This is a genomic window from Paraburkholderia acidiphila, from assembly GCF_009789655.1.
Taxonomy (GTDB): domain Bacteria; phylum Pseudomonadota; class Gammaproteobacteria; order Burkholderiales; family Burkholderiaceae; genus Paraburkholderia; species Paraburkholderia acidiphila.
Map to the genome: position 1 here is coordinate 566,757 of NZ_CP046912.1, position 25,548 is coordinate 592,304.

Annotated in this window: 25 protein-coding genes; 4 read left to right on the forward strand and 21 right to left on the reverse strand. The window is 63.6% G+C overall.

Annotation, left to right across the window (positions count from 1 at the left end; genetic code table 11):
• The first annotated feature begins 101 nt into the window (after positions 1-101).
• Both FAZ97_RS32765 and FAZ97_RS32770 read left to right on the forward strand, forming a co-directional pair.
• Complete coding sequence (locus FAZ97_RS32765; RefSeq protein WP_158762917.1) at positions 102-2,909, forward strand: ATP-dependent Clp protease ATP-binding subunit; 2,808 nt, start codon at positions 102-104, stop codon at positions 2,907-2,909.
• A 358-nt stretch (positions 2,910-3,267) separates the two neighbouring features.
• Complete coding sequence (locus FAZ97_RS32770; protein ID WP_158762918.1) at positions 3,268-4,203, forward strand: LysR family transcriptional regulator; 936 nt, start codon at positions 3,268-3,270, stop codon at positions 4,201-4,203.
• A 48-nt stretch (positions 4,204-4,251) separates the two neighbouring features.
• On the opposite strand, the gene FAZ97_RS32775 is transcribed toward FAZ97_RS32770, so the two are convergent.
• The 16 genes from FAZ97_RS32775 to FAZ97_RS32850 form a co-directional block, all read right to left on the reverse strand.
• Positions 4,252-4,488 (reverse strand): hypothetical protein, encoded by a 237-nt coding sequence (locus FAZ97_RS32775; RefSeq protein WP_158762919.1) that lies wholly within the window; start codon positions 4,486-4,488, stop codon positions 4,252-4,254.
• Positions 4,489-4,535: 47 nt separating this feature from the next.
• Positions 4,536-4,931 carry a host attachment protein gene (locus FAZ97_RS32780; protein WP_158762920.1) on the reverse strand — a complete coding sequence of 132 codons (396 nt, stop codon included), beginning with the start codon at positions 4,929-4,931 and terminating at the stop codon, positions 4,536-4,538.
• A 701-nt stretch (positions 4,932-5,632) separates the two neighbouring features.
• On the reverse strand, positions 5,633-7,060 hold the full coding sequence (locus FAZ97_RS32785) for an MFS transporter (RefSeq protein WP_158762921.1): 1,428 nt from the start codon (positions 7,058-7,060) through the stop codon (positions 5,633-5,635).
• Positions 7,061-7,099: 39 nt separating this feature from the next.
• Entirely contained in the window at positions 7,100-8,341 is a 1,242-nt protein-coding gene (locus tag FAZ97_RS32790) for an NAD(P)/FAD-dependent oxidoreductase (protein ID WP_158762922.1), read from the reverse strand.
• Positions 8,338-9,300, reverse strand: coding sequence for a VOC family protein (locus tag FAZ97_RS32795; protein ID WP_158762923.1), 963 nt, complete (start codon positions 9,298-9,300; stop codon positions 8,338-8,340). The genes FAZ97_RS32790 and FAZ97_RS32795 overlap by 4 nt, the downstream gene beginning before the upstream one ends.
• Positions 9,301-9,342: 42 nt before the next feature.
• Complete coding sequence (locus FAZ97_RS32800; protein ID WP_158762924.1) at positions 9,343-10,836, reverse strand: aldehyde dehydrogenase; 1,494 nt, start codon at positions 10,834-10,836, stop codon at positions 9,343-9,345.
• A 25-nt stretch (positions 10,837-10,861) separates the two neighbouring features.
• Complete coding sequence (locus tag FAZ97_RS32805; RefSeq protein ID WP_158762925.1) at positions 10,862-11,689, reverse strand: aspartate dehydrogenase; 828 nt, start codon at positions 11,687-11,689, stop codon at positions 10,862-10,864.
• Positions 11,682-13,340: a thiamine pyrophosphate-binding protein gene (locus tag FAZ97_RS32810; protein ID WP_158762926.1), complete on the reverse strand. Its 1,659-nt coding sequence runs from the start codon at positions 13,338-13,340 to the stop codon at positions 11,682-11,684. The genes FAZ97_RS32805 and FAZ97_RS32810 overlap by 8 nt, the downstream gene beginning before the upstream one ends.
• Positions 13,333-14,148 (reverse strand): SDR family oxidoreductase, encoded by an 816-nt coding sequence (locus FAZ97_RS32815; RefSeq protein WP_158762927.1) that lies wholly within the window; start codon positions 14,146-14,148, stop codon positions 13,333-13,335. Before FAZ97_RS32815 ends, FAZ97_RS32810 begins: the two co-directional genes overlap by 8 nt.
• A complete protein-coding gene (locus FAZ97_RS32820) occupies positions 14,145-15,011 on the reverse strand; it encodes an IclR family transcriptional regulator (RefSeq protein ID WP_158762928.1) in 867 nt (288 codons plus the stop codon). The genes FAZ97_RS32815 and FAZ97_RS32820 overlap by 4 nt, the downstream gene beginning before the upstream one ends.
• On the reverse strand, positions 15,008-15,910 hold the full coding sequence (locus FAZ97_RS32825; protein WP_158762929.1) for an alpha/beta fold hydrolase: 903 nt from the start codon (positions 15,908-15,910) through the stop codon (positions 15,008-15,010). The genes FAZ97_RS32820 and FAZ97_RS32825 overlap by 4 nt, the downstream gene beginning before the upstream one ends.
• 30 nt (positions 15,911-15,940) lie before the next feature.
• Entirely contained in the window at positions 15,941-16,477 is a 537-nt protein-coding gene (locus tag FAZ97_RS32830; RefSeq protein WP_158762930.1) for a cupin domain-containing protein, read from the reverse strand.
• A gap of 45 nt (positions 16,478-16,522) precedes the next feature.
• Complete coding sequence (locus FAZ97_RS32835) at positions 16,523-17,299, reverse strand: SDR family oxidoreductase (RefSeq protein ID WP_158763370.1); 777 nt, start codon at positions 17,297-17,299, stop codon at positions 16,523-16,525.
• The gene (locus FAZ97_RS32840) at positions 17,292-18,377 is read right to left on the reverse strand and encodes an aromatic ring-hydroxylating dioxygenase subunit alpha (protein ID WP_158762931.1); all 1,086 of its coding nucleotides are present in this window, start codon (positions 18,375-18,377) and stop codon (positions 17,292-17,294) included. The genes FAZ97_RS32835 and FAZ97_RS32840 overlap by 8 nt, the downstream gene beginning before the upstream one ends.
• 35 nt (positions 18,378-18,412) lie before the next feature.
• The gene (locus FAZ97_RS32845) at positions 18,413-18,724 is read right to left on the reverse strand and encodes a recombinase-like helix-turn-helix domain-containing protein (protein WP_158762932.1); all 312 of its coding nucleotides are present in this window, start codon (positions 18,722-18,724) and stop codon (positions 18,413-18,415) included.
• Between the two features lies 1 nt (position 18,725).
• A complete protein-coding gene (locus tag FAZ97_RS32850; RefSeq protein ID WP_158762933.1) occupies positions 18,726-19,040 on the reverse strand; it encodes a non-heme iron oxygenase ferredoxin subunit in 315 nt (104 codons plus the stop codon).
• Between the two features lie 388 nt (positions 19,041-19,428).
• Between FAZ97_RS32850 and FAZ97_RS32855 the strand changes: the two genes are divergently transcribed.
• Complete coding sequence (locus FAZ97_RS32855) at positions 19,429-20,550, forward strand: porin (RefSeq protein ID WP_199272209.1); 1,122 nt, start codon at positions 19,429-19,431, stop codon at positions 20,548-20,550.
• A 10-nt stretch (positions 20,551-20,560) separates the two neighbouring features.
• On the opposite strand, the gene FAZ97_RS32860 is transcribed toward FAZ97_RS32855, so the two are convergent.
• Complete coding sequence (locus tag FAZ97_RS32860) at positions 20,561-21,526, reverse strand: IclR family transcriptional regulator (protein WP_158762935.1); 966 nt, start codon at positions 21,524-21,526, stop codon at positions 20,561-20,563.
• A gap of 131 nt (positions 21,527-21,657) precedes the next feature.
• Between FAZ97_RS32860 and FAZ97_RS32865 the strand changes: the two genes are divergently transcribed.
• Positions 21,658-22,032, forward strand: coding sequence for a hypothetical protein (locus FAZ97_RS32865; protein WP_233271938.1), 375 nt, complete (start codon positions 21,658-21,660; stop codon positions 22,030-22,032).
• A gap of 13 nt (positions 22,033-22,045) precedes the next feature.
• Here FAZ97_RS32865 and FAZ97_RS32870 read toward each other — a convergent pair whose 3' ends face one another.
• The 4 genes from FAZ97_RS32870 to FAZ97_RS32885 all read right to left on the reverse strand — a co-directional run bounded on the left by FAZ97_RS32870 (position 22,046) and on the right by FAZ97_RS32885 (position 25,522).
• Positions 22,046-22,396, reverse strand: a complete 351-nt coding sequence (locus tag FAZ97_RS32870; protein ID WP_158762936.1) for a hypothetical protein — start codon at positions 22,394-22,396, stop codon at positions 22,046-22,048.
• On the reverse strand, positions 22,393-22,725 hold the full coding sequence (locus FAZ97_RS32875) for a superinfection immunity protein (protein ID WP_158762937.1): 333 nt from the start codon (positions 22,723-22,725) through the stop codon (positions 22,393-22,395). Before FAZ97_RS32875 ends, FAZ97_RS32870 begins: the two co-directional genes overlap by 4 nt.
• Positions 22,726-23,134: 409 nt before the next feature.
• Positions 23,135-24,394, reverse strand: coding sequence for an MFS transporter (locus tag FAZ97_RS32880; protein WP_158763372.1), 1,260 nt, complete (start codon positions 24,392-24,394; stop codon positions 23,135-23,137).
• 93 nt (positions 24,395-24,487) lie between these two features.
• The gene (locus FAZ97_RS32885; RefSeq protein ID WP_158762938.1) at positions 24,488-25,522 is read right to left on the reverse strand and encodes an ABC transporter substrate-binding protein; all 1,035 of its coding nucleotides are present in this window, start codon (positions 25,520-25,522) and stop codon (positions 24,488-24,490) included.
• Between the last annotated feature and the right edge of the window lie 26 nt (positions 25,523-25,548).

Genomic DNA, 25,548 nt, shown 5'->3' on the forward strand with positions numbered 1-25,548 from the left:
CTAACAAGCGAAGCGCCAATGCCGGTTGTCTATTCAGAGGCAACGGCCGGCGCGCGCCGACTTCTTCAGGGCAACTCCAAACGGTTAAAGGTGCTTCGATCATGCCTACACTCTGCGATATCTGCCACGCTCGCCCCGCTGTTGCACGAGTCGTTGTGACCGAGAACGGCGAACGCAAGTCGCTGTCGATCTGCGACTATCACTATCGACAGTTAATGCGCCATCAAAGCATGCTCAATCCGTTCGATTCTTTGCTCGGCGGTGGAGGCGACCTTTCTGGTTTGCTCGGCGAATTCGGCGACGAAGGCGCAATGAGCGCAAGCGTGCCTCGCGAATCCGTCGACGCCACCGATGCGTTCAGCGAGCAAACCATGGAGCTACTGCAACGCGCCGCCGAAAAGGCTCACGAATTACACCGCTCCGAACTCGATACCGAGCATCTGCTTTATGTGCTCGCCGATACCGACGTGTGCGCGGCGCTTCTCAAAGAGTTGAAGCTCTCGCCCCAGGATATCAAGAGCTATATCGACGAGCACGCGAGGCACGGCACGGCCAGCGACGATGAGTCGCTCGAGAAAATGACCGTGTCGCCGCGGCTGAAAAAGGCATTCCAGTTCGCCTTCCAGGCGTCTCGCGATCTCGGCCATTCGTACGTGGGTCCGGAGCATCTGCTCATCGGCCTCGCGGCCGTACCGGAAAGCCTGGCTGGCACGCTGCTCAAGAAGTATGGCGTGACGCCCGAAGCACTGCGTCAGAAAGTGGTCAAGGTGGTCGGCAAGGGCGCGGAAGACGGGCGCGTCGAAACGTCCACGGGTACGCCGAACCTCGACAAGTTCGGCCGGGACCTCACTGCGCTCGCGCGCCAGGGCAAGCTCGACCCCGTGCTCGGCCGCGCTCAGGAAATCGAAAGCACGATCGAGGTCCTCGCGCGCCGCAAGAAGAACAACCCGGTGCTGATCGGCGAGCCGGGTGTCGGCAAGACCGCGATTGTCGAAGGACTCGCGCAGCGCGTGGTCAACGGCGATGTCCCTGAGGTGTTGCGCGGCAAACGTCTCGTGGAAGTCAATATCAACTCGATGGTCGCCGGCGCGAAGTACCGAGGTGAATTCGAGGAACGCGCGAAGCAATTGATTGACGAGGTGACGGCCAGGCAGGACGAACTCATTCTGTTCATCGACGAGTTGCACACGATCGTTGGCGCCGGGCAAGGCGGCGGAGAAGGCGGCCTCGACATCGCGAATGTGCTGAAACCCGCGCTCGCGCGCGGTGAGTTGAGCCTCATCGGCGCGACGACGCTGAACGAGTATCAAAAGTACATCGAAAAAGATGCGGCGCTGGAGCGCCGCTTCCAGCCCGTGCTCGTTCCCGAGCCCAGCGTCGAGCAAACCATCGTGATTCTGCGCGGCCTGCGCGACAAGCTTGAAGCGCACCATCAGGTGACGTTCTCGGACGATGCTTTCGTCGCCGCGGCAGAATTCGCCGACCGCTATATCACCTCGCGTTTTCTCCCGGATAAGGCTATCGATCTGATCGACCAGGCTGCCGCCCGCGTGCGCATCGGCGCGACGTCACGGCCGGCCGACATCCAGGAACTCGAGGCGGAAGTCGCCCAGCTCAAGCGCGAGCAGGATTATGCCTCCTCGCGCAAGCGTTTCGACGAAGCGAAGGCCTTCGAAGCGCGCATCAACGAGAAGCAAAAACAGCTCGACGAGCAGATGGAAGCATGGCAGCGCAAGACCGGCACGGAAACGCTGGAAGTGACGGTGGCTTCCGTCGCGGAGGTCGTCTCACGCCTGACCGGCATTCCTGTTGCCGAGCTTACGCAGGAGGAGCGCCAAAAACTGCTGAAAATGGAAGACACGCTGAGAGAGCGCGTAGTCGGCCAGGACGACGCGGTTGTCGCGGTGAGCGATGCCGTGCGTTTGTCGCGCGCGGGCCTCGGCCAGGAACACCGGCCCATTGCGAATTTCCTGTTCCTCGGGCCGACCGGCGTTGGCAAGACGGAACTCGCGAAGGCGCTTGCCGAAAGCGTCTTTGGAGACGAACAGGCGATCATCCGGATCGACATGAGCGAATACATGGAACGCCATGCCGTCGCGCGGCTGATCGGCGCGCCGCCGGGATACGTGGGTTACGACGAAGGTGGACAGCTTACCGAGCGCGTGCGGCGGCGTCCATACAGCGTGATCCTCCTCGATGAGATCGAGAAAGCGCACCCGGATGTCTATAACGTGCTTCTGCAGGTATTCGACGACGGGCGTCTCACCGACGGCAAGGGCCGGGTGGTCGATTTCAGCAACACGATCATCATCGCCACCAGCAATCTGGGCGCCTCGATCATCATGGAAAACCTCGAGGCGCCAGAGGCCGGGCGCAAGAGCGAAAAGGAAGTGCGTGACGCGTTGATGAAAGTGCTCAAGGGCCACTTCCGGCCCGAGTTTCTCAACCGCATCGACGACATTATCGTGTTCCACTCCCTTTCAAAGGAGAATATTCGTGCGATCGTGCAGATTCAGCTCGACCGGGTCGTTCGCACCGCGGCCGCGCAGGACATCACGCTGAAGGTGGGCGAGTCTCTGGTCGACCATCTGGTCGAAGTCGGCTATCAACCGGAGTTCGGCGCTCGCGAGCTGAAGCGGCAAATCCGCCAGGAAGTGGAAACCCGACTCGCAAAGGAAATACTCGGCGACACGCTGAAATCCGGCGATAGCGTGGAAATCGACTACGACAAGAAAAATGAAGAAGTGAAATTCAATAAGGCGCAGTCTTCCGCCACCTCTGATTCGCGGAAAGGCAATGGCGCGAGCGCCAAAACTGACGCCGATACGAGTGTGCCTTCGGGGGGAGCCGCGAGCGGCAAGGGACGCAAAAAACGTAGTGAAAAGGAGTCAGGTCCGAACGCCAGCTAAATCGTCCGGATTCAAGCGGCGCCCGGTGGTTAAGAAGCCGATACGCTTAACCCACGGCGCCGCGATCGTTTATATGCATTTCAAACTCGCGCTTGCTAAGCGTCGTCTCTCCGGCACGCTTTCGCTCAATGGATCTTTCAAGCCGCTGCCCACGTTGTCTACGCCTCGATAACTCGAACATGCAATATCGCTTCGCCCGTTTCACTGTCGTGCAAAACATCCCTGTCTTTCGAAAGACATACGCGGTGTCTCATCAAGACGGCTCCCTGAGCAACGGTTCTCTTTTATCTGGCGATCATCGGCACGCGCCCCGCCGGAATCGCGAGATCAACAATTGCCCGGATTGCGGAGACCGCCCGTGAATTTGCTGGAGGCCATGCGCATTTACATCCTCGCAGTCGAACGAGGAAGCATCTCCGGTGCCGCAAGGGACGCCAATATCGGCCAGCCGGCAGCCAGCGAGCGGATCGAACGGCTGGAAAAATATCTCGGCTGTCGTCTCCTGCTACGCAACGCGCGCACCTTCAGGTGCACGCCGGAAGGCGAAATATTCTATGCGCGCAGCAGGAAAATCCTTGCCGCCGCTGAACAGGCCGTTGCCGAGGTGCGAAGCGATGGACATACCCTCAGGGGAACCATTCGCATCGGAGCACCGCATTGCCTTGGCGAGGTGCTCCTGCCTTCCGCGTTGGGATTCGTGCGCGAAGCCTATCCGCAACTCGACATCGACCTCGCGCTCAATGACAGGATCGTCGAACTCTCCACTGAGGGCATCGACATCTCGTTTCGTCAGGGCCCGGTGGGTGACGGTACATTTCACGCGCACCCCCTCGGCCACGTCAAACGCCTTCTCGTTGCTTCGTCAGATTATCTCGCACAGCATGCGCCCATAGCCGAGCCCTCGGACCTCGTCGATCACGCATTCATCCGCATCAAGTCGATGTTCGGCACCGATCACCTGCCGCTCGTCGACGCGTCCGCGAAGCGCGATAACGTCGCTATTCGTACCACCATTACGACGAATCACTGGAAGGCCATGTATCAGATGATCAGGGACGGACTGGGGATCGGCGTCGTCGAGGCCTTTGCTTGTGTCGACGCGATCGCGAGCGGAGAACTCGTGCCACTGCTGCCACAACATAGCGTTCCATCCCAGGAGCTGCATCTGCTGATTCGAGCGCAGCGACCGATTCCGACGCGCGTGCGTACCGTCGCCGAGATCATGAAACAATGTGTGCCAGAACTGCTCGCCACATTGACCGTGAATCACGCCGATCAGGAATCGCATCCATGAGATGCAAAACCGTTGCGTCTTCCTTAAGCCGGCCAGGAATCTTTTCGCTCACGACCTGAGTTCCTGGAACGCATGTCCGTTCGCTTCAAGATTCTTGAGCGTTTCGCCATCGAGTTCGCTTTGCCAGATGTGGCCGGAAAACTGCCACTCTTTCGGGTTGGCAAGGTCTGGCAGCCCCATGCCTTGGCGCACATATAGCCCAAGTGTCGGTTTGGCGAGGTTGATGTAGAAGTCGAACTCCTGCTGTTGCGCGGTGGAGTTCGCTGAAGGTTGCTGCGGTTCCATGACGCCTCCTTCCTGTATCGCGGTAACGCGGCAATCTGCGTCGTACCTTAACCCCGCTTCAAAATCTCCTCGATTTCGCTATCACTTAGACTCGAGTAGTCTTTACTCACCTTATCGAATATCAGTTTTTTGGTGTGCTCACTTAAATGGCTAAGTAGTGCTCCGAGAAATTTTGCTTCCGCGACGATCTTGATCCTGACAAATCTTTCATGCAACCTGGCATCTTCCAGATAAGCGGCAACCTGAGAGGCGAATTTGTCTCGCTCTTTCTCCTTGCGTTCACTCTCGGAATACGCAGCCGCTTGCTTCTCCGTGAGCATCGTTGCGCTGTGATGCTCGTTGGAAAAATCGTCGACTTGCTGCAACGTGGACGAATCCTCTGCTGACGCGAAGATGCGTGCACGACCCTCTCCTGCTACCACGATCCATGTTGCGCTGCTCATCGCCACTCCTCAGGTTGTTCTGCCAATACTTGCAATCGGTCAAGACCGATGCGGACTTGTAGAACCACGCTTTACACAGGATACATCGTTCGGCAGCACCACAGTGAACGGCACGTCGGCTTGCGGCGCGGCTTCGCACGCGGTAGACGATGGGGCAGTGCGGACATGGAAAAACTACTCAGTACCTCGACGCGGCGAATGCTCGAAGAACTCCACGGTGCAATCCGGAACAGGTTGAATATCCGTCGCCTTAACCAGCCGCGGAATGAATTCCGGTGGTGCGATCACCCTGAAACGATTCGGACCAGTCTGCTGAACATCGACGCTCGCACATATTATTCTCAGCACGGCCCTTAGATTTTCGAGTCGATCGTCTCGTCCTGACGCAGCAGAGTTCCTGTTGCTCGACAATTCGGTGGCGTGAAATATCTTTTCGTCGTGACTCACGATACTTTTCCGTTCGGCTCAAGGCGGGTGGCACATTCGAGCGTCTATTCACGTGCGCGCGCCATTGCTGAACGAGCGCTTGCGATCCAGCGGATCCCGCAGCCGGACGTGAATTTGCACTCGGCAATGCTACCGAGCCTTAGCTGAAGAAAGCCTTAAGGCTGCGCCGGGAGTGCAGAAATCCACCGGGCAGCCTGGAAAGTCACTCACACTACGCCACTGTTGGCGAGGCCTCGGGTACCCACGCGTGCCGCTCACGCCTCCAGTTGTTCGAGCACCTTCCCCTTCGTCTCGATACCGAGAAAATGCACCGTCACGGCCGCGAGGAACGGCACTGCGGCGAGAATATAGAACGCCACGTCGAGATTGCCGCCGATCATCGTCTTCGAAACTATCGTGGGTGCGAAGATGGCCGCCACCTTCAGCCACGCGCCGCCCACGCCGCAGCCCAGCGCACGGATGCTCGTGGGGTACAACTCAGGCGTATAGACGTAAGCGGTGATAAAGCCGCTCGCGAGCAGGCCAAGCGCCAGCGCGCAAAACGTCGCGACCACATAAACCGACATGGCATGGCACACGCCGGCCAGCGCCAGCGCAATCGCGCAAAGCACGAAGGACACGTTGATCACAGGCTTGCGGCCCACCTTGTCGACCAGCAGCGCGCAAGCGAGCGAACCCAGCACGCCGAGCACGGAGGCCGCGACCGCGAGATTGAGCGCGAGTTGCAAGGGCGCGTGATAGACGTTGCGATAAATCGTGGGCAGCCAGGTGGAAAGCCCGTACTGAATGAAACCGCAAGTAATCCAGAGCATCGCCACCGCGATCGTGCGCTTGCGATACGCGGGCCCGAACAGGTCCTTCACGCTGCGCTTCGGGTGGCGCGCGACGAGCGCGTCGAACTCGGCGGCGTTCGTAACCGGCGCGAGCGGACCCTTCGCGGTACGCTCGAACGCGCTCACCGCACGATCCGCTTCCTGCATACGCTCGCGTTCCGCGAGCCAGCGCGGCGACTCGGGCACGAGCTTGCGCAGCACGAAGAACAGCACGAGCGGCATCCCGCCGATGAAGTACATGATCTGCCAGCCGAAGCGCGGCACGAGCCACGCGCCGAGCGCATTCGAAGCGAGCAGGCCAACCGGAAACACGATCTCGTAGAGGAGAACGAAGCGTCCACGGCCATGAGCGCGGCTAACTTCGTTGATATACGTAGCGGCTACGGGCAGCTCGCCGCCCAGTCCCAGGCCTTGCACCACACGCAGCGCCGCGAACACGGCGAAGCTCGGCGCGAAGCCGCACGCAATGCTCGTCACGCCGATGATGCCCGAGCTCCAGGCAATCGCGCGCACGCGGCCGTGGCGTTCCGCAAGCCACGGGAACAGGAATGCGCCGAACAGCTGACCGACCGAACCTGAAGCGATCAGAAAGCCGATTTCCCACGGCGTTAGGTGCCACCTCTGGATCAGGATCGGCAGCGTCGCGGCAATCGCGATCACGTCGAAGCCGTCGAAGAACGTGGCCAGACCGATGAGGATACGCGCGCGCACCTGCATGGCGTTGGTTGGCAGCCGCTCGAGCCGCGCGATGATCGACCCGCGCGTGTGGGGCACGCCGGTCGCTTCGCTCTGCGGCTCGTACATGGCGGCGCCGCCGCGATGGCCGATGGAGTTGTCGAGGGTTCTCATGCCTGTGATCCCGTCCCGTGTTGTCTCGTGTATGAGGTGTTAAGCGAGCGCCTTGCTGGTATCGACGAGGGCGGCGATATCCACCGCGCGCCCCTGGCTCATCCATTTGCGCGCGAGCTTGAGTTCGCGCGCTGCGTTGACCGCAATGACGCCGCGCAGATGGCCGCCTTCCACGAAGAAGAGCGACGCGCGCTTCTCCTCCAGGCTGCCGCGCAGCACCGGCGCGACTCCAGCGGGAATGTCGCCGAGTATCTGCAGGTTCACGTCGTACTGATCGGACCAAAACCAGGGAATCTCCGCGTACGGCGTCTTCACGCCGAGCACGGCTTTGGCCGCCGCAATCGCCTGGTTCTGTGCGTTGGCCCACGATTCGAGCCGCACGCGGCGCTTGAGCCATGCGTTCGGATGGTTTGCCACGTCGCCGCACGCAAATATGAAGGAATCCGATGTTTCTCCAAACTCGTCCACCACGATGCCGTCGTCCACCGAAAGGCCTGCATCGACGGCGAGCGCCGTGTGCGGTGCGAGGCCGATACCGGCAACCGCGAAGTCGGCGTCGAGCGTGCTGCCGTCCGCGAGGCTCGCGCGCACGCCGCCCTCGGGACGGTCTTCGAGCGCGAGCAGCATCGCATTCAGGCGCACGTCCACGCCGTTCGCGCGGTGCAGATCGAGCAGGAAGCGCGACACGTCCTCCGGCAACGAGCGGGCGCACAGGCGCGGCGCGCCCTCCACCACCGTCGCCTGCACGCCGAGCTTGCGCGCGGTCGCCGCGACTTCAAGGCCGATCCAGCCGCCGCCCACGACCAGCACGCGCTGGCTGCTGCGCAAACGCTCGCCGAGCGCCAGCGCTTCATCCAGCGTGCGCAGGTACGTCACGTGAGCGCTCTTTGCGACACTCGCGGGCAGCTTGCGCGCCGCGCCGCCTGTTGCGATCACGAGCCGGTCGTATTTCACTTCGCGGCCCGAACGCGTGGTCACCACGCGCGTTGCGCGATCGATGGACGTTGCACAGTCCGGTTGCCACGTCTCGACGTTCAGCGCGGCGAATTCATCGGGCTTCGCAATGCGCACCGTTTCGATATCGGCTTCGCCCGCGAGCACGGCTTTCGAAAGCGGCGGACGCTCGTAGGGCAGATGCACTTCGTCGGCGATCATCACGAGGCGGCCTTCGTAGCCCTCCTTGCGCAGCGTCTTCACGACCCAGCCCGCGGCCTGCCCACCGCCGATCACGACAACCGTACGCGGCGCGTGCGCCGTGAGGTTTTCAGGCGTAGTGCTCATTGCTTACGCTCCGTCATGAACTTGCCTTGCGGCGCATCGGCGTTCTTCTGGCGGCGCGTATTGCCGTCGAGACCGCCGTCCACGGCCCATTCCGCGAATACCGTGGGGCCCGGCTCGAAATCGCGCGGCTGCCATTCGGGCGTGAGCACGTCTTCGTCGGCGTAATACTCGATCAGGCCGCCCGCCGGGTTCTTGAAGTACCAGAAGTACGCCGAGGAAACCGGATGCCGGCCAGGCCCGAGCTGCGTGGTCCAGCCGCAGCGGCTGATATGCAGGCCGCCGCCGAACACCTCGTGGATATCGCGCACCGTGAAGGCCACGTGATTCAGGCCCTTCTTGCCGTCGGGCAGCGCGAGCAGGAACAGATCGTGATGGCCGCCATGCGGCGCGCAGCGCATGAAGGCACCGCGGTTCGGGTAGCGGTCCGAGGTCTCGAAGCCGAGCAGTTCGTGATAGAACGTTTCCTGCTGGGCGAGGCAGTTCGTGAAGAACACCACGTGGCCCACTTCCACCGGCTCCGCGCGCTCATAGATTGGCGATGGCTGATCCACACGCAGCGTTTGCCCCCATACATTCGAGGGCGAGCCCTTCACGTCAATCTCGCGTCGACGCGTAACTTCCACGCGAATCGCCATGCCCGCGGGATCGAAGCAGCCCACTGCGTCCGCTTCGCTGTAGTAACCGGGCTGGCCCTTCAGGCGTTCGCGCAGCGCGTCGAGTTCCGCGCGCGTGGCCACGCCCCACGTCACTTCACGCAGCGTCGGGCCCGCTTCGAACGCGGCGGGCAGCGACGCATCGTTCGCGTCGACCACGAGCACGGTGCAGCCATTCAGCGTTTCGAAGCGGGCGCGCGTTTCGTCGTGCGCCGTTTCCTTCAAGCCCCAATCCGCGAAGAAGCGACGGCAGGTTTCGAGGTCTGCCACGCCGTAAGTAATCTGTTCGATGCCGAGTATCGTCATGTTGCTTGTCTCCAGTCGACTGCACGTTGCGCTTTCGCGCCCTCAGGCGTTGGCCCACGGCAGCGGTGCGTCGTTCAAGCCCCAGTAAAGGCTCTTCTGCTGCATGTATTCACGAATGCCGAGCCGCCCTTTCTCGCGGCCCATGCCGCTTTCCTTCCAGCCCGAGAACGGCGTGGAGATCGAGAACAGCTTGTACGTGTTGATCCAGACGGTGCCCGCTTCGAGCTTGCGCGCGACGCGCCACGCGCGTTTGTAGTCGCGCGTCCAGATGCCGGCAGCAAGGCCGAACACGCTGTCGTTCGCTTCTTCGATCAACGCCGCTTCGTCGTCGAACGGCATGGCGACGAGCACCGGCCCGAAAATCTCTTCCTGGCAGATTCGGGCGTTGTTCTGGAGTCCTTCCAGAATCGTCGGCTGATAGAAGCAGCCGTTCTCGCGCCCATCGCCAACAGGACGCTCGCCACCGCACAGAAGCCGGCCGCCCTCTTCCAGACCGAGCGCCACGTAGCGCTCCACCGACTCGCGGTGCTTCGCCGTAATGAGCGGGCCCATCTGCGTGTTTTCGCGCGACGGGTCGCCCACGCGCAGCTTGCGCGCGCATTCCACGAGACGCTTCATGAACGCGTCGTAAATCGAGCGCTGCACGAACAGACGCGATCCGGCGATACACGCCTCGCCCGACGAACTGAAGATGCCGTACAGCACGCCGTTCACCGCATGGTCGAGATCGGCGTCTTCGAACACGATGGTCGGCGACTTGCCGCCCAGCTCCAGCGACACCGGCATGAGCTTTTCCGCAGCAATGCGCGCGATGCCGCGGCCCACTTCGGTGCCGCCCGTGAACGACACCTTCTTCACGAGCGGATGGCGCACCAGCGCGTCGCCGATCACCGAGCCCTTGCCGGGCAGCACGCTCAGGATGCCTTTGGGCACGCCCGCTTCCTCGCAGATGCGCGCGAGGGCGAGCGAAACGAGCGGCGTGACCTCGGCGGGTTTGAGCACCACCGCGTTGCCGGCCGCGAGCGCGGGCGCAAGCTTTTGCGCATCGGAGGCGATCGGCGAATTCCACGGCGTGATCGCCGCCACAACCCCAATCGGCTCGTGCACGCTCATCGTCAGGTAGTCGCCGCGCGAAGGCGTGAGGTCCTCGTCGAGCGTTTCGAGGCAGGCCGCGAAATAGCGGAACGTGTTCGCCGCACTCGCCACCAGCACGCGCGTTTCGCCGATCGGCTTGCCGTTGTCGCGGCGCTGCAACTGCGCAAGCGCTTCATGGCGCTGCATGATGAGCTCGGCGATGCGATAGAGCACGAGCGCGCGCAGATGCGGCTTCATGCCGGCCCACTCGCCCTGCTTCCACGCCGCGTGCGCCTTTTCGACCGCCTCGCTGGCGTCTTCGGCGCTCGCCGTCGAGACCTCCATGTTCAGCGACTGGTCCGCCGGATAAAGGCTCGCGAAAGGCGCGGCGCGCCCCTGGCGCCACTCGCCGCCAACCAGAATGTCGCTGTTCGGAATGAGGCTCGTATCGAATGCAGTCATCTTGGGTGTCTCACATGTGTTCGCTTCAAATCACGCAGCGCGCGGCCCGGTTGCGCAGCGCGCGAATCGCGCTGTACGCGGTGAGCGCGGAAGTCTTCGGGTTGTCGGGCAGCGGTTTGCCGCTCATTTCCAACGACATTTCGCCGAATGCTCCGCGCGCCACGATGCGGTGCACGTTGCGCTCCACCGCCGGATCGGCGATCAGGCGCACCGTTGTGTGATCGAGGCCGAGGCCTGCGAGCGCGATGGTCGCCGCCACGTTCGCGTTCTTCGGAAAGAGCCGCGCCGCCTTGCGCGCGCTGCCTTCGAAAATCACCTGCTCCTGCGTGAGCGCACGCAGGTCGCACACTTTTTCAGCAGGCGTATCGAGCCAGCCGAGCGGCGGCTTGCGACCCGTGTACAGCACTTCGTCGAGGCCGCCCAGCTTCGCCGCAGAGAGTGCGTCGATGCCGCCAATCGCGCCCGAAAGCAGCGTGAGCGTGGCGTCGCCTGCGTCGGCGGCGTGCGAGAGGCGTTCGAGCAACTCGACATCGGAGAGCGCGCCGATCGAAGCCACTGCGCAATCCGTGCCGCTTTGCAGGAGCGGCACGACATGATCGACCAGCGCCGCGTGGCCCGCGCATTCGAGCGCGAATTGCGGCCGCGTGGAAAGCGCATGCACCGACGACACCACTTCCACCGCGCCGTCCACCTGCTCGCGCACGGCGGCGGCATGGTGCTCGGGCACGATCACGTGCGAGACGTGCACGAGCGGATCGGCGGCGACCGCACGGTACACGGTCTGCCCGATCGCGCCGAAGCCGATCATCGCGATGTCGATGGGTGCGTGTGGCACGGCGTGGCCGTTATGCATGTTGAGGCTCCTCTTTGCGCACCGGCGGCCCCGCGAACGCGGTTTCGAAGCTGCCCACGGCCTTCATGTCCACTTCGAGCAGCACCGGACCTTCAAACGCCATGCCTTCGCGAATCACGCTGTCGGCGTCGTCGAGCGACGAGAGTCGATAGTGCTTGAGGCCCAGGCTCGCACAGAACTGCGAGAACTCCGGCTGGTGCAGATCGACATACATGCGGCGGCCGCCGTATTGCGCGTCCTGGATGTTGCGGATCACGCCGTAGCACTGGTCGTTCATCAGCACGATCATCACGTTGGCCTTTTCCTGCACGGCCGTCGCGAGTTCGCCCACGTTCACCATCAGGCCGCCGTCGCCCACGAGGCACACGGTCTTCGCCGCCGCATTCGCAAGCGCCGCGCCGATCGCCATCTGCATGCCCTGACCAATGCCGCCGCCGAGCGCGTGCACGCCCGCACGCGGCGTGAAGATCTTCAGGAGGCGATTGCCCCATGTGCTGTTCGAGATCGTGACGTCGCGCACCCAGTTGTAGTCGCGGCCCACGGCGCGCTGCAGCGCTTCCACGAGGCGGCGATACGGCCCGAGACCCTTGGCCGTTTCCGCCACGGCGACTTCGCGCGCCTCCGCAATGTCGGCGGCGAATTGCAGATCGACTTTGATGCGATTCTCGAGGCGCGTGGCAAGCGCGTCGAGCACGCGCGCGGCGTCGCCATGCACGAACAGCGCGTTGCGATAGCCGCGGTTGTCGGCGAGCGCGTCGGCGTCGATGCGATAGAGCGGTTGCGGCAGCGCGAGCTTGTACTTCAGCGTTTCGTTGCCGCGCAGGCGCGAGCCCACCACCAGCATCGCGTCGCAAGTCTTGTACAGACGCTCGACCGAGGGACTCACGTTGAACGCGCCGAGCGTGGCGGGATGATCTTCGGGCAGCACACCGCGGCCCTGCACGCTCGTAACGACGCCAAAGCCGAGTGCCACGAGACGCTCGACAGCTGCGCGCGCATGGCGCGTGCCGCCGCCCAGCCACAGCAGCGGGCGCTTGGCCTTCGCGAGCTCGTTGGCGAGTTGCTCCACGCGCGCTTCGTCATGCGTGAGCGTCGTGAGGTGCGGTGCGGTGAGGTCGGCGGGCCAGTCGGTGAGCGCCGCCTGAATGTCGATGGGAATCTCCACGCTCACCGGGCCGCTCGGCGCCGTCTGCGCCACGCGCACCGCTTCGCGGATGGTGGGCAGCGCGGTCTCGACCGAGCGCACGCGGAACGCCGCCTTCGAAATCGACGAAAGCATGCTCAGCTGATCGGGCGCCTCATGAATATAGGCGAGATCCTGATCGAGGTATTCCGTTTCGATCTGCCCGGTGATATGAAGCAGCGCCGTGCCGGCAGTCAGCGCCTCGACCATCGCGCCCGCAGCGTTGCCCGCCGCCGTGCCCGTGCTGGTGAACGCCACGCCAAGGCCGCCCGACACGCGCGCAAGCCCGTCCGCCATGTTGACCGCGCCCGCTTCGCCGCGCGCGCCGACGTAGCGGATCTTGCCGCGCGTGCCGATGGCGTCGAGAATCGGCATGTTGTGGATCGAGATCACGCCGAAGGCGGTTCGGACTCCACATTGTTCGAGAAAGGCGGCGATCAGTTCGCCGACGGTGGTTTTATTAGACATGACGTGCAACGCCTCCAGATACATCGATATGACTGCCCGTCGTATAGGACGACAGGGACGTGGCCAGATAAAACAGCGCCTGGGCGGCTTCTTCGGGGCGGCCGAAGCGGCCAAGCGGAATGTGCTTCTTGCGCGCGAGCGCCTGGGTCCAGTCTTCCCAGCTCTGGCCGGCGGCCTGCGCTTCTGCGTCGTTTTCGTAGCGCCGGCGCCACTGCCCCGACTCCACGATGCCGATGAGGATCGAGTTCACGCGGATCTGCTCGGGCGCGAGTTCGACGGCGAGCGACTTGATGAGACTGAGCACGCCCGCGCGCGCGGACGAGGTCGCGACCATATGCGGCTCGGGCTGCAGCGCGAGCAGCGAGTTCACGCAGACGATCGCGGCGTTGCCCGCTTGCGCGGCGTGGCGCAGCAAGGGGAGGAATGCGCGCGTCGGGCGGATGATGCTGAAATACTTAAGGTCGAGTTCCTCGCGCCACGCCTCGTCCGACGTGTCGGCGAACGTGGAGACGCGGCCTTGTCCCGCGTTGTTCACGAGCATGTCGGCGCGGCCAAAACGCTTTTCGACTTCTGCCGCGAATGCGGCGACTTCGCCCGCGTCCAGCACATCGCAGCGCGACGCGAGCAGTTGCCCTTGCGGATAACGCTCACGCAAGCCGCGTTCGGCGCGCGCGAGGCGATCGCTGTCGCGGCCGCAGATCGCGACCGCCGCGCCCGCGCGCAGGAAGAGTTCCGCGGTAGCGAGGCCAATGCCGGACGAACCGCCCGTCACGACCGCGACCTGGCCGGTCAAATCGAGTTCAATCATTTGATCCCCAATGCTTTCATGTAGGGCGTGCCCTTGCCTGAAGATGCCTGCGGCCGGTTCTGTGGCCGATAGTTCAGGCGCGTCGAAAGTTCGTTCGCGGCGTGGCGCACTTTCTCGATCAAGCCGCCATCGAGCAGTTGCGCGTCGATGCCGGGGCGCGGAATGGTCGTCGTCACCACGGCGGCAATGCGGCCCGTGTCGTTGCGCACAGGCGCCGAGACCACGGAAATGCCGCGCTCGAACGACGATTCGCTCACGGCGTAGCCGCGCTCGGCGTCTTCGCGAATGCGCTCGAAGAGCGCTTCGACCGTCTCCGGCGTGGAGGGCGTGAAACGCTCCAGCCGCGGCTCGGGATAAAGCGCGCGCAGTTCGCCGAGCGTGAGATCGCCCATCAGCACCTGGCCGTGGGTCGTGGCGTGCGCCGGCAGACGCGTGCCGACGTTCACCTTCACGGAGCTGAAAATGGGCGCGTGGCTCTGCGCCTTGGCGACGAATACGATGTCGCGTCCGTCGCGAATCACGATATGCGCGGTGAGTCCCGTGGCATCGCGCAGCGCCTCGATCAACGGCAGGCCGAGATCGGTGAGTTCGAGCGAGCTGAGGTATTCGAAGCCGAGACGCAGCACCGCAACGCCCAGACGATAATTGCGGTCGCGGTCGGCACGCTCGAGAAAGCCCAGCGATTCGAGCGTTTGCAGCAGACGAAACACCGTGGTGCGCGGAATGCCCAGGCGCCGCGACAATTCCGGGGCATCGAGCACCGGCTCGCGCGGCGAGAATTCGGTCAGGATGCGCAGGCCGCGCTCCAGGCCCGGCACGCGGTAGCTGGCGTCGTTGCGGTCTTCGTCGACGTCGGGTGTCATGCCTTAAGCTCCGTAGTACTGAATGTATGCGTCAACGTGAAGTCGATCAGCGTGCTATAAGCCAGCGGTTGTTCGATGTAGCCCGCGTGGCCCGCGCGCGGTACGACATGAAATGGCGCGCGGGCGATCTGCGCGAGCCGCTCGCAGGCCTCGGGCGGCGTGATCGTGTCCTGCGCGCCGACCGCAACGGCCATCGGCACCTTGCCCGTGCAACGCGCGAGGTCGGCGGCGAGATCGGCGTTCGCCAGCAGATGCGTGGCCTGCGCGTAACCGTGCGGCACGATGCGCGCCATGTTCCAGCGCACCCAGGCGCGTGCGGTTTCGTCGGCTTGCGGGGACAGCATGTTCGCGCTGCGCTTTTGCGCGAGCCCTTGCGGGCCGAGTTCGGCGAGCATGGCGAGGCGCGTATCGCGCTTTTCGGCACGTACGGTTTCATCCGCCGCGCCATAGCCAGCCGCAGGTGAAATCAGCAGCAGGCCCGCCACCCGCTCGGGATGCGCGGCGGCAAACGCGCCCGCCATGATCGCGCCGAGCGAATGACCCACCAGCATGCAACGCGCAATGCCCAGCGTATCGAGCCAGTCCGCCAGCACGCGCGCATAGTCGGCGGCGAGAGGCGACGCGTTCGCGACAGGCGTGGACGCACCGTAACCCGGTGCGTCCCACGCGAGCACGCGACGCGCGCCGCCGAGCGCTTCGAACTGCTGCACCCACGAAGCCGCACCCGATCCAATACCATGCAGGAGCACGAGCGACAGCGCCTCGTTACCGCCCTCGCCCGCTGCTTCGCGATAACTCACGCTTGCCTCACCCACCCGTGCGGCGCGCTGCGCAAAGCGCGCGAGCCGCGTTTCAAACGGGGCGGCTGAGGAGGCTGCAGTGTCGATCGTGTCGTTCATGGCTTCGGATTCGGGTGGCGGCTCTGTCGCTTACTTCATTTCCCGCTTGATCTTCGCGAGCGGCGAGTCGGGCGGATAGGTCGGCGTGATGGGCTTCGGCGAACCGAGCATCACGCACATCAGCGCGTCTTCCTCGCCCACGTTGATCTCCGTGCGGTACACGCCCGGCGGCACCGAAATCAGGTCGCGTTCGCCCAGCACGGCTTCCCACGTCTCGCCGTCCTTCTCGCAGATCACCTTCATCTTGCCGCGCAGCACAAAGAAGATTTCCTCGACATCGGTATGGATGTGGCTCGGACCGATGTTGCCGGCCGGAATCACCATGGTCGAAAACGTGAAGCCGCCAGCGGGCACGGTGTTGACGTCCTTTGCGACGCCCGTGCCGCCCGTGCCCACATAGCGCATTTGCGCGCGGCGGTACTTGGGGTCGTAGTCGGCCTGGAACTTCAGCGCGTCCCAGTCGTAGCGGCGCGTTTCGAAGCGCGCCACGCGCGTGTTCATCCAGTCGTCAAAGCTCGCGTCGGCGGGGCGGTCCCACGACTTGCGCTCGATATCGGCATCGGCCATGTTTTCTCCTTGGGTTCTTGCGAACGTATCTTCAGTTCTACGAAATCAGTTCATCACGAAGCCGCCGTTGACCGGCAGCAATTGTCCCGTCACGAAACGCGCCGCGTCGGACAGGAGGAACAACACGGGGCCCGTCACGTCCTCGGGCACCTGCGCGCGCTGCAGTGCGCGCCCTTCCAGGTAATACGCGTGGCGATCAGGAGGCACGTAGGCCGTGGCCTCCACTTCGGTCAGGCCGGGCGCGATGGCGTTGACGGTGATGCCGTCGGCGCCGAATTCGCGCGCGAGCGAATGCGTCATCGCGATCACGGCGCCCTTGCTCGCCACATAGGCGAGCAGTTTGGGGGCGCCCCACAATGCCGTATCGGATGCGATGTTGACGATCGCGCCGCGGCCCGATTCGCGCAACCAGCGCTGCGTTGCCGTGCACATGAGCCACGTGCCGCGCACGTTCACATCCATCACCGTGTCCCACGTCGCGACGCTCACTTCGTGCGCGAGCTTGCCGCCCGAGTTCGTGATCGCCGCGTTATTGATGAGCGCATCGACACCGCCCATGCGCCGCGCGGCAGCGTCGACGAACGTCGCAATACTTTCCGGTTGCGCGAGATCGAGCGGTGCGAAGGCCACGTCGTGTCCGGCTGCGGCGAGTTGCTGAGCGAGGGCTTCGCCCGCCTCGACCAGTACGTCGCCGAAGGTCACCCGAGCGCCCGCCACCGCGAGCGCCTGCACGAACGCCGCGCCCAACCCGCGCGCGCCGCCCGTGACGATCACGCGACGCCCGGCGAGCGCGACCTGCGCCGCGAACGTGGCGTCATGCATGGCCATGCTCTGCGGCTTGCGCGGCGGCGCCCGGCTGGGCGCGCAACGCGTCGAGTTCAGCGAAGTGCTGCTGCGCGCGCTGGCGCAGCATGCGCCGCACACGCGTCATGCCCACATCGTGCTGATAGAGGAATTCGTGATCGCGCGCGTTCGGCGCCATGCTTTCCAGCACGTAACGGTCTTGCTCGAGCACGGCCCAGTGCAGACCTTCCAGGCGATTGCGATACATGAAGCGCCATGCGTCGCGCTGCCAGCCCTGCACCTTGCGCGTGCGCCAGAAGTAGACCTGGCAGTTGTCCTCATCCACCGGTACCGCGAAGCCGATGATGCCGAAATTTCCGCCCGGGCCGAACTTCTTCTTGTACGGAATGGCAAGACGCATCCACAGGCAGCCGGTCTCGCCCAGTTCGACCCAGTCGAAGTTCACGTCGCGCTGGCCGATCTTCTCGAACATGAGGCCGGATTCGGTCTTGCGCACGCGCATCTCGGCCTGCTTGTCGCCATCGGCCATCGAATGCGAGGTCGCGTGCAGATACGCGCCGTGCATCGGGTCCATCACGTTGTCGATGGCGTACTGGTAATTGCACTTCCAGTTCGATACGCACAGGAAGCTTGCGTACTCCTCACCAACGAGTTCTTCCGGCAATTGCAGCGGAGCGGCTTCCTTATGCGCTTCGTCGCCGAACCACAGGAACACCGCGCCCGCATGCTCCTGCGCCGGATACGACTTCACGCACTTCTGCCCTTCGAGCGGGCACGCCGAAACCGCCGGCACGTTCTGCACGGTGCCGCCGCCGTCGACTTCGATGCCGTGATACCAGCACGCCACGCGGTCGCCCAGGTTCCAGCCGAGCGACAGTCGTGCGCCGCGGTGCGGGCAACGGTCTTCGAGCGCGTGGACCTGGCCATCCTGATCGCGCCACAGCACGATCTGTTCGCCAAGGCGCGTGATGCCGATGGGCGCGTTGCCCACTTGCCAGCTGGGCGCCACGGGATACCAGTAATTCTTGATGCCGCGGTCGAGATAGGCGCGGATCGGATCGGCGCCGCCTGCGGCTTCAATCGTGGGGGACGTCATGTGGGGTCTCCGTATTCAGTATTGGCGGCGCGGGCTCATTCGGCGAGCAGACGGAATTCGGCGGCGAGTCGCTCGCCGGTCCATGCCGCGCCTTCAGGCGTGCGAAAGCCGATGCGGTTCAGTCCTGCCACCACTTCTTCGAGTTCGGCGGCGCCCGCTTCGAACACCTGTTCGAGCGCGTCGCCAAAGTCGTTTTCGTATTGCGTGGGCTCGGCCTTGCGCGTTTGCCACACCAGGTTTTGCGCTTCGCCCGGCTGCTCGATCACACCCTTGCCGGCGACGTTGTTCGGTTGCGGCGCGAGCCAGGGCTTCAGCAACGGATTGAAATTCACGGGGACTTCTCGCATGTCATTCCACCTTGATCTGGATTTCTTCACCGGCGAGCCGCACTGAGTACATCTTCAGATCGCGGCCGCCGGGCTCCTTGAGGCACTTGCCGGTCGGGATATGGAACACGGCTTCGTGCAGCGGACATTCGACGGTGTCGCCATCGACGAAGCCTTGCGTCAGCAACGCGTAAGCGTGTGGGCAGACGTTTTCGAGCGCGTAGATCTCGTCGCCCACCTTGTAGATACCGATCTCGGTGTCGTCGAGTTTGAATTCGAGCGGCCCGTCTTCGGTCAGATCGCCGGCATGCCCGGCGCAGCGCCATTCTTCAGCCATGTGTCACCTTTCCCGTTCAACTGCGTTCCATATACGGAACAGTAGTTCGTGTATGGTCAATTATGAAACGGTCTTCGGAAGAAAAAAATAGAAATCCGGTGTGCCTGGGGAAAACACCGAGCGCACCTTGCAAGATGACATTTCCGAAGTCGCCAAGGGTGCTGTTCTGGTTGCCGAAACGCTTACGGCACCAGCACTTACGTACGTATCACGCATCCGGAGACCGGGCCGCACCTGGGGGAATCACCGTCCAAAAAAAGTGTTTTGGCGTCTCGCAAGAGTCTCTATACTTTCCATAGGCAGCACGTCTAACCATATATGGAACAAACGAAGCCGCCCGCGAGCGCTTGCCAATAGAAGCACGCCGCGCACTGCCAATGGATTGGGTATGCCGGACGAACACCCGGCTTTTCGTCATACGATCAGGAGTCCAAAGTTGAAGCATTTCATTGCCGCGGGGTTGACGGGTATTTGCGCCGTCTCGTCTGCATGGGCGCAAAGCAGCGTCACGCTTTATGGCAGTCTGGATGCGGGTGTGGCCTACGTCAGCAACGTAGGGGGGAGTTCAAAGTGGATGATGGAGCAAGGCAACACTCAGCCCGACCGCTGGGGCCTGCGGGGTCAGGAAGATCTGGGGGGCGGACTCAAGGCGATCTTCCAGCTGGAAAACGGCTTCTACACCAACACGGGCGCAATGGCGAAGGCCAACACGCTGTTCAACCGGCAGGCGTACGTGGGTCTGAATTCGGATCAATTCGGAACGCTCACGCTGGGCAATCAAACGCCGTTCTCGTTCGACGTACTCGATCCGTTCAGCACGGCCTATCTGGCGGCGAGCTGGTACGCCTTCCACCCGGGCAATATCGACCAGTTGGCGGATACGGGCGTCGTGCCGTACAACAACTCGGTCAAGTACAAGTCGCCGAGCTTTTACGGCTTCACGGCGGGCGCGATGTTCGGCTTCGGCAATACCACGAATTTCTCGACGGGCAGAACGATGGGCTTTTCGCTCAGTTATGCTAACGGTCCATTCAAGGCCGGCGCGACGTGGTCGAACGAGCACGACCGCTCGGTGTCGATAGCGACCACCGGCATCACCGAGTTTCAGGGTCAGCCGGCCGCCACCTATATGGCCGACAAGGTCGAGAACATGGGCGTGGGCGCGTCATACTCATTCGGCAAGCTGCTCGTGCACGCGCTCTATACGCGCACAAAGCTGCAGTCCAATGGCTACTCCGACACGTTCCAGAGCTACGACGCCGGTGCGAACTATCAGTTCACGACGGCCAACGCCGTAGTGGGTGGCGCGGCGACGTCCACGCTTTCCGGGCGCCGCTGGACCCAGGCGATGATCGGCGACGTGTATTCGCTTTCGAAGAGCACGCAGGTCTACGTGAACGCGCTGTACCAACACGCCAATTCCGAAGCCCAGGCGGCCTTCTTCACGGCTGGCGTGTCGAGCGGGCGCAATCAGGCGATCGTGCTCGCGGGCATTCACCACTCGTTCTGATCGCGACGTTTCAGAACGCGTGGGAACTACCGGTGCGCGCGGCCTGTGCCGCCGTGGGGTCGCTCGCCGCGGGGCGGTAATTGAGCCGCGCCGAGAGGTCGAGCGCCGCGGCGCACACGGCGGCGACGAGCGGTGCGCGCTCGGCCTCGCCGATGTCCGATCGTGGCACAGTCGCCGTGAGCGCGGCCACGATACGGCCGGACTGATCCCTCACCGGCGCGCTCACCACCGAGATGCCGGTTTCGAACGACGCTTCGCTCACCGCATAGCCCTGCTGTGCGAACTCGCGCACGCGCGCATAAAGATCGGCGACGGTCGCGGGCGTGCGTTCCGTATAGCGTTCCAGCTGTTTCTCGGGATAGAGCGTGCGCAGCTCGGCGAGCGAGAGGTCGCCCATGAGCACCTGGCCATGCACAGTGGCGTGCGCGGGCAAGCGCGTGCCCACGTGGACCTTGACGGAACTGAACATCGGTTCGCGGGTTTGCGCCTTCGCGACAAACACTACGTCGCGCCCGTCGCGGATCAACAGATGGGTGCTGAGGCCTGTCGCGTCGCGCAAGCGCTCCAGCAGCGGCGTGCCGAAGTCGGTGAGTTCGAGCGAACTCAGGTATTCGAAGCCGAGACGCAGCACCGCCACGCTCAGCCGATACTGCCGGTCACCGTTGGCGCGCTCGATGAAGCCGAGCGCTTCTAGCGTCTGCAAGAGGCGAAACGTGGTTGTGCGCGGAATGCCGATGCGCCGCGACAGTTCAGGCGCGCCGAGCACGGGCTCGCGCGCCGAGAATTCGGCGAGGATGCGCAGGCCGCGCTCAAGGCCCGGCACGAGATAGGTGGACGCGCCCGCGCCCTCTTCGTCCGCTTCCGCGCTCGTTTGAGCGGCGTTGGCGTCGGCTTGGGTCTCCTCGGAAGGCTGCGCTTCGCGCTTGCCCGGCCCGGCGCTGCGGCGCGCGGGGCCTGTGGTTTGTTTTGTGACCATTGGCGGCTGGAATGGGTAAACCGGGTTGGACCTTTCTTTGATGGGGTCAATGATAACGCGAAGCGCCGCCGCCCCATGCCGCCCCTACGATATGCGAACATCACGCGATGTTTCGCCGACAATCACGACCCATGCACAAAAGCCGAAAAACATTCGCCGCGTTGCTATGCATCGCACTCGCGGCGGGCAGCGCCGCTGCGGAGCCGGCACCCAAACCGCCGGGTCCGGCCATGATGGTCCACTTCGACTACTACCCGAAAGACCGCCCGCAGATTCATGCGCTCGAACAGCGGCTGGCAAGCGCCATCAAGCACGCAGACGCCGGCGAACTCGGCGAAACCGAAATTCACATCGATGGCAACGACGGGTATCTCTACATGTACGGGTCCGACCCGGACCGGCTGTATCGCGTCACGAGTCCAATTCTGAAGTCATCCAGATTGACCGCCCATTCCGAAGTCACGAAATGGTATGGGCCGCGCAGGGAAACATTTGTGATTCGCTAAGGCCACGAGCACCTCAAAGCTTCGGATGGCACTCGAAGCGAATCGTGGAACCCTGCTGCTGCAGCGCCTCGAAACCATCCATTTGCTCGATGCCGAGGCTCGCCTGCATGCCGCGGTTCTCGCAATAGTCGGATGCCGCGGTCACGGCGCGCTTGTGGGCGCGCGCCCAGGCGAGGCGCCCGCCCGATGCGGAGGCGGAAACGACGAACGTGTCCTGCCGATCCGCCGCGGTGACATTGCTGGTCGACGCGCATCCCGCGAGCACCGTGCAAGCGGCGGCAAGTGAAATCAATACCTTGGGCAACGACTGCGTAATGCGCGACGGCAACTGCGCGCCGCCGCCAAACCGTTCCGACGCGCTCATGAATACACGACCTCCGCGCCGCGCTTGGCCGCCGTCTCGCGGGACTCCAGCGCCGTACGCAGCTTCGCATGTTGCACAAGCTTCTGCGTCGTCACGCGCCCGGCCGTGCGAAGCACCCGCTTCGCCGCGCGCGGCAGCCGCCGCTCGTCGCTGCGGCTGTGCGCCCAGGCGCGCGCCGCAAACCAGCCGACAATCGTCCAGCCAAGCAGAATGTTGACCATCGTGATCGCAAACGCGTCCTTGTGCTCACGCGCATCGGCTTCGATGGAAGGAATCAGATACAGGCTCAGGGCCGCAATGACCGAGGCGCCTTCGAGAATTTGGAGCATCGCACCACCTCATGTTCGAGCGTCGAAACGGGGCGAAACGCCTGTGCGTTGCAGGGGCAAGATCGGGCGCGATCGCGCGCCGGATTGTCCACGTCCGCCAGTTTCAGAAGCTGTTTCGCTTTGCTTGCACGGCGGCCATCGGGGCCGCCGTGACATGAGGTAGCAGTTTAGGATCGTTCTATCGAAAGTCCATGCCAATAGAACGAATTCAGTGTTGCGGCTGCATTAACAATCCTGTGTCATCTGACGAAAACGTCGGGGATTGGTGCCGGATTGCGCAGTGAAACAAATAGGGTCGAGATCTCGCGAATGCCGTCGTGATCTGCGTGAAGCGGAGCGAAAGCAACTCGAAGCGCTCAGCGATGCACGCGTACCTCAGCACACGCGTGCCACCGCTGTCAAACCAGGCTCACGCCGGCACACCCTCCATCGCGCGCCCGGAACGGCCCCACGCCACCACCACGCCGAGACCGAGGACCGCGAGGCACACGATCGGCACAATCATCGGTCCGAACGCCGTGCCGGTGAGCTTGCCCGCGAGCGGCATGAGGTTCTGGCCAAAGAAGCCGCCGAGATTGCCGATCGAATTGATGGCCGCAACGCTCGCCGCCGCCCGCGCGCCGGTGAAATAGCGCGGCGGCATCGACCAGAAACACGGGTACAGCAGCGGGATGCACGCGCCGCCGAGCACGAGCGCGACAAAGCGCAACGGCGTGGACGGCAGCAGCAGACTCAACAGGAAGGCGAGCGTGCCAAGTGCCGCGACGATCGCCATGGTGCGCAGAATGCTTTTCGCGCGGCGCAGCTTCGAAGGCAGCCACAACAGCAACAGGACCGCCAGCGCCCACGGCAGCATGCTCAGCAGCCCGTTCACGCTGCTCGACACGCCAAACGACTTCACGAGCGTGGGCAGCCAGTAGGTCACGCCGTAGAGCGAGGTCGACATCAGCATATAAGTCGCCGCGAACAGCATCACGCGCGGATCGAGCAGCGCCTTCCAGGGCTGCGCGTGTTCGGCGTGCGCGGGCTTCTCGCGCTCGTGCGCGGCCGCCACGATCTGCTTTTCGCGCTCGCTCAGGAAGCGCGCTTCCTGGTACGACGCGGGCAGCAGCCTGAATACGGCAATGCCGACCAGCACGGCGGGCAGACCCGTCGCAATGAACACCCACTGCCAGCCCGCAAGGCCCCACACGCCATTGAGGCTCAGCAGCCACCCGCCCACGAGCGAACCGAGCATGTTCGCGAGCGCACTGCCCAGCGTGAAGATGCCGAGCACGCGCGCGCGATAGCTCTGCGGAAACCACAGCGTGAGGTAATAGATCACGCCCGGATAGAAGCCGGCTTCGGCCACGCCCAGCGCGAGGCGCAGGCCGCAGAACACCTTCATCGACGTGGTGAAGCCCATCAGCACCGTAATCAAGCCCCAGGTGAGCATGATGCGCGCGAGCCACACGCGCGCGCCGTAGCGATGCAGCGCGAGCGTGCTGGGCACCTCGAACAGCAGATAGCCGATGAAGAACAGCGACGAAGCCAGACCGAACGCCGTTTCGGTCATGTTGAGGCTGTGCACCATCTGCAGCTTGGCAAAGCCGACGTTCTGCCGGTCGATGAAGGAGATCAGAAACATCACGACGAGGATCGGCATCAGGCGGCGCGCGATCTTCGACATGACCTCCCGTTCTTCGGCGGACTGTTGGTCGACGGTTGATTCTGGTTTCACTCTGTTCTCCTACGTTTATTTATATGTTGCCTGCACGTCTGCCTAAGACGGGCGGAAGTCCGCGAGCATCGCCACGAACATGTCGTTCCACGTGCGCGGCTTCGCCTTGATCGTGCCCACCATGTACAGAAAATCCACGTACTCCATCAACTGTTCGGGCCAGACCGAAAAGCGCGACTCCGGCGCCGCGAGCGTCTGCACCACGTGCTCGCGCGACGCGCCGAAGCCCGACGAATCGACATAGATCTGCGCCGCGGCCGCTTTGTCCTGCGCGATCATCCGGTTCGCCTCGTCGAGCGCGTGCAGAAACGCTCGCGCGAGCGCCGGTTCGGTGTCCACGAGCCGCTTGGGCGCGAACACCACGTCGAGTGTGAGCGGCCCGAGCACATCGACAGAATTGACCACTCGGTGAATGCCCGGCTGCTGCAATTCGAGCGTCGAAAACGGCGGCGACGCGAAATGCGCGGTAATGCCGCCCTCGCGCCGGATCAGCGACTGCATGGCCTGTGGATGCGGCAAGCCCACGGTAATCGAATCGAGCTGCGCGAAGTGCTGCGGCCCGAGCAGCTTGCTCGCCACCATTTGCAGCACGACGGCGGAAAGCGAGGTGCGAATGCCCGGCACCGCAATGCGGTCGGCGGGCGTGAAGTCGTGCAGCGTCGCGATCTGCGGCCGGTTCGTGTTGAGCAAGAGCGCCGTGGCCGAAAGACCGCTAATGCCGATCACCTCGACATTCGGTATGCCGCGCGCCCGCGCCCACAGTTCGATGAAGCCGGGCGCGCCCACGGCAGCGAAGTCGAGCGTGCCAGCCATCATGGCGTCGTCGACTGAATTGCCGCCGTCGAGCCTCAGCCACTCAACGCTCACGTCCGCGAGCCCCTGACGGGCCGCATGGCGCTCGAAGAGCCGCATCTTTTCCATCACGAGCAGCGGTAGATACAGCAGGCCGTAGCCTTTCGATATGCGCACCGTGCGCGGCGTGGCCCGGACCCAGGCAGGCGCGAACCCCGCGGCGAGCGCGGCCGCGCCAAGCCCGGCCGCAACGAGTGCGCGCCGCCGCGGCGAGTTCGTGCGCATCTTGCCGTCTCCAGTGGTTCGTGTCG

Bases quoted from the DNA above. Each gene is read 5' to 3' on its own strand.
- FAZ97_RS32830 (WP_158762930.1), bottom strand. From the start codon at position 16,477: ATGGCCGATGCCGATATCGAGCGCAAGTCGTGGGACCGCCCCGCCGAC.
- FAZ97_RS32805 (WP_158762925.1), bottom strand. From the start codon at position 11,689: ATGCATAACGGCCACGCCGTGCCACACGCACCCATCGACATCGCGATG.
- FAZ97_RS32850 (WP_158762933.1), bottom strand. From the start codon at position 19,040: ATGGCTGAAGAATGGCGCTGCGCCGGGCATGCCGGCGATCTGACCGAA.
- FAZ97_RS32815 (WP_158762927.1), bottom strand. From the start codon at position 14,148: ATGATTGAACTCGATTTGACCGGCCAGGTCGCGGTCGTGACGGGCGGT.
- FAZ97_RS32870 (WP_158762936.1), bottom strand. From the start codon at position 22,396: ATGAGCGCGTCGGAACGGTTTGGCGGCGGCGCGCAGTTGCCGTCGCGC.
- FAZ97_RS32820 (WP_158762928.1), bottom strand. From the start codon at position 15,011: ATGACACCCGACGTCGACGAAGACCGCAACGACGCCAGCTACCGCGTG.
- FAZ97_RS32855 (WP_199272209.1), top strand. From the start codon at position 19,429: ATGCCGGACGAACACCCGGCTTTTCGTCATACGATCAGGAGTCCAAAG.
- FAZ97_RS32840 (WP_158762931.1), bottom strand. From the start codon at position 18,377: ATGACGTCCCCCACGATTGAAGCCGCAGGCGGCGCCGATCCGATCCGC.
- FAZ97_RS32875 (WP_158762937.1), bottom strand. From the start codon at position 22,725: ATGCTCCAAATTCTCGAAGGCGCCTCGGTCATTGCGGCCCTGAGCCTG.
- FAZ97_RS32790 (WP_158762922.1), bottom strand. From the start codon at position 8,341: ATGAGCACTACGCCTGAAAACCTCACGGCGCACGCGCCGCGTACGGTT.
- FAZ97_RS32800 (WP_158762924.1), bottom strand. From the start codon at position 10,836: ATGACTGCATTCGATACGAGCCTCATTCCGAACAGCGACATTCTGGTT.
- FAZ97_RS32780 (WP_158762920.1), bottom strand. From the start codon at position 4,931: ATGAGCAGCGCAACATGGATCGTGGTAGCAGGAGAGGGTCGTGCACGC.
- FAZ97_RS32880 (WP_158763372.1), bottom strand. From the start codon at position 24,394: ATGTCGAAGATCGCGCGCCGCCTGATGCCGATCCTCGTCGTGATGTTT.
- FAZ97_RS32860 (WP_158762935.1), bottom strand. From the start codon at position 21,526: ATGGTCACAAAACAAACCACAGGCCCCGCGCGCCGCAGCGCCGGGCCG.
- FAZ97_RS32795 (WP_158762923.1), bottom strand. From the start codon at position 9,300: ATGACGATACTCGGCATCGAACAGATTACTTACGGCGTGGCAGACCTC.
- FAZ97_RS32835 (WP_158763370.1), bottom strand. From the start codon at position 17,299: ATGCATGACGCCACGTTCGCGGCGCAGGTCGCGCTCGCCGGGCGTCGC.
- FAZ97_RS32885 (WP_158762938.1), bottom strand. From the start codon at position 25,522: ATGCGCACGAACTCGCCGCGGCGGCGCGCACTCGTTGCGGCCGGGCTT.
- FAZ97_RS32775 (WP_158762919.1), bottom strand. From the start codon at position 4,488: ATGGAACCGCAGCAACCTTCAGCGAACTCCACCGCGCAACAGCAGGAG.
- FAZ97_RS32865 (WP_233271938.1), top strand. From the start codon at position 21,658: ATGCACAAAAGCCGAAAAACATTCGCCGCGTTGCTATGCATCGCACTC.
- FAZ97_RS32845 (WP_158762932.1), bottom strand. From the start codon at position 18,724: ATGCGAGAAGTCCCCGTGAATTTCAATCCGTTGCTGAAGCCCTGGCTC.
- FAZ97_RS32810 (WP_158762926.1), bottom strand. From the start codon at position 13,340: ATGTCTAATAAAACCACCGTCGGCGAACTGATCGCCGCCTTTCTCGAA.
- FAZ97_RS32765 (WP_158762917.1), top strand. From the start codon at position 102: ATGCCTACACTCTGCGATATCTGCCACGCTCGCCCCGCTGTTGCACGA.
- FAZ97_RS32825 (WP_158762929.1), bottom strand. From the start codon at position 15,910: ATGAACGACACGATCGACACTGCAGCCTCCTCAGCCGCCCCGTTTGAA.
- FAZ97_RS32785 (WP_158762921.1), bottom strand. From the start codon at position 7,060: ATGAGAACCCTCGACAACTCCATCGGCCATCGCGGCGGCGCCGCCATG.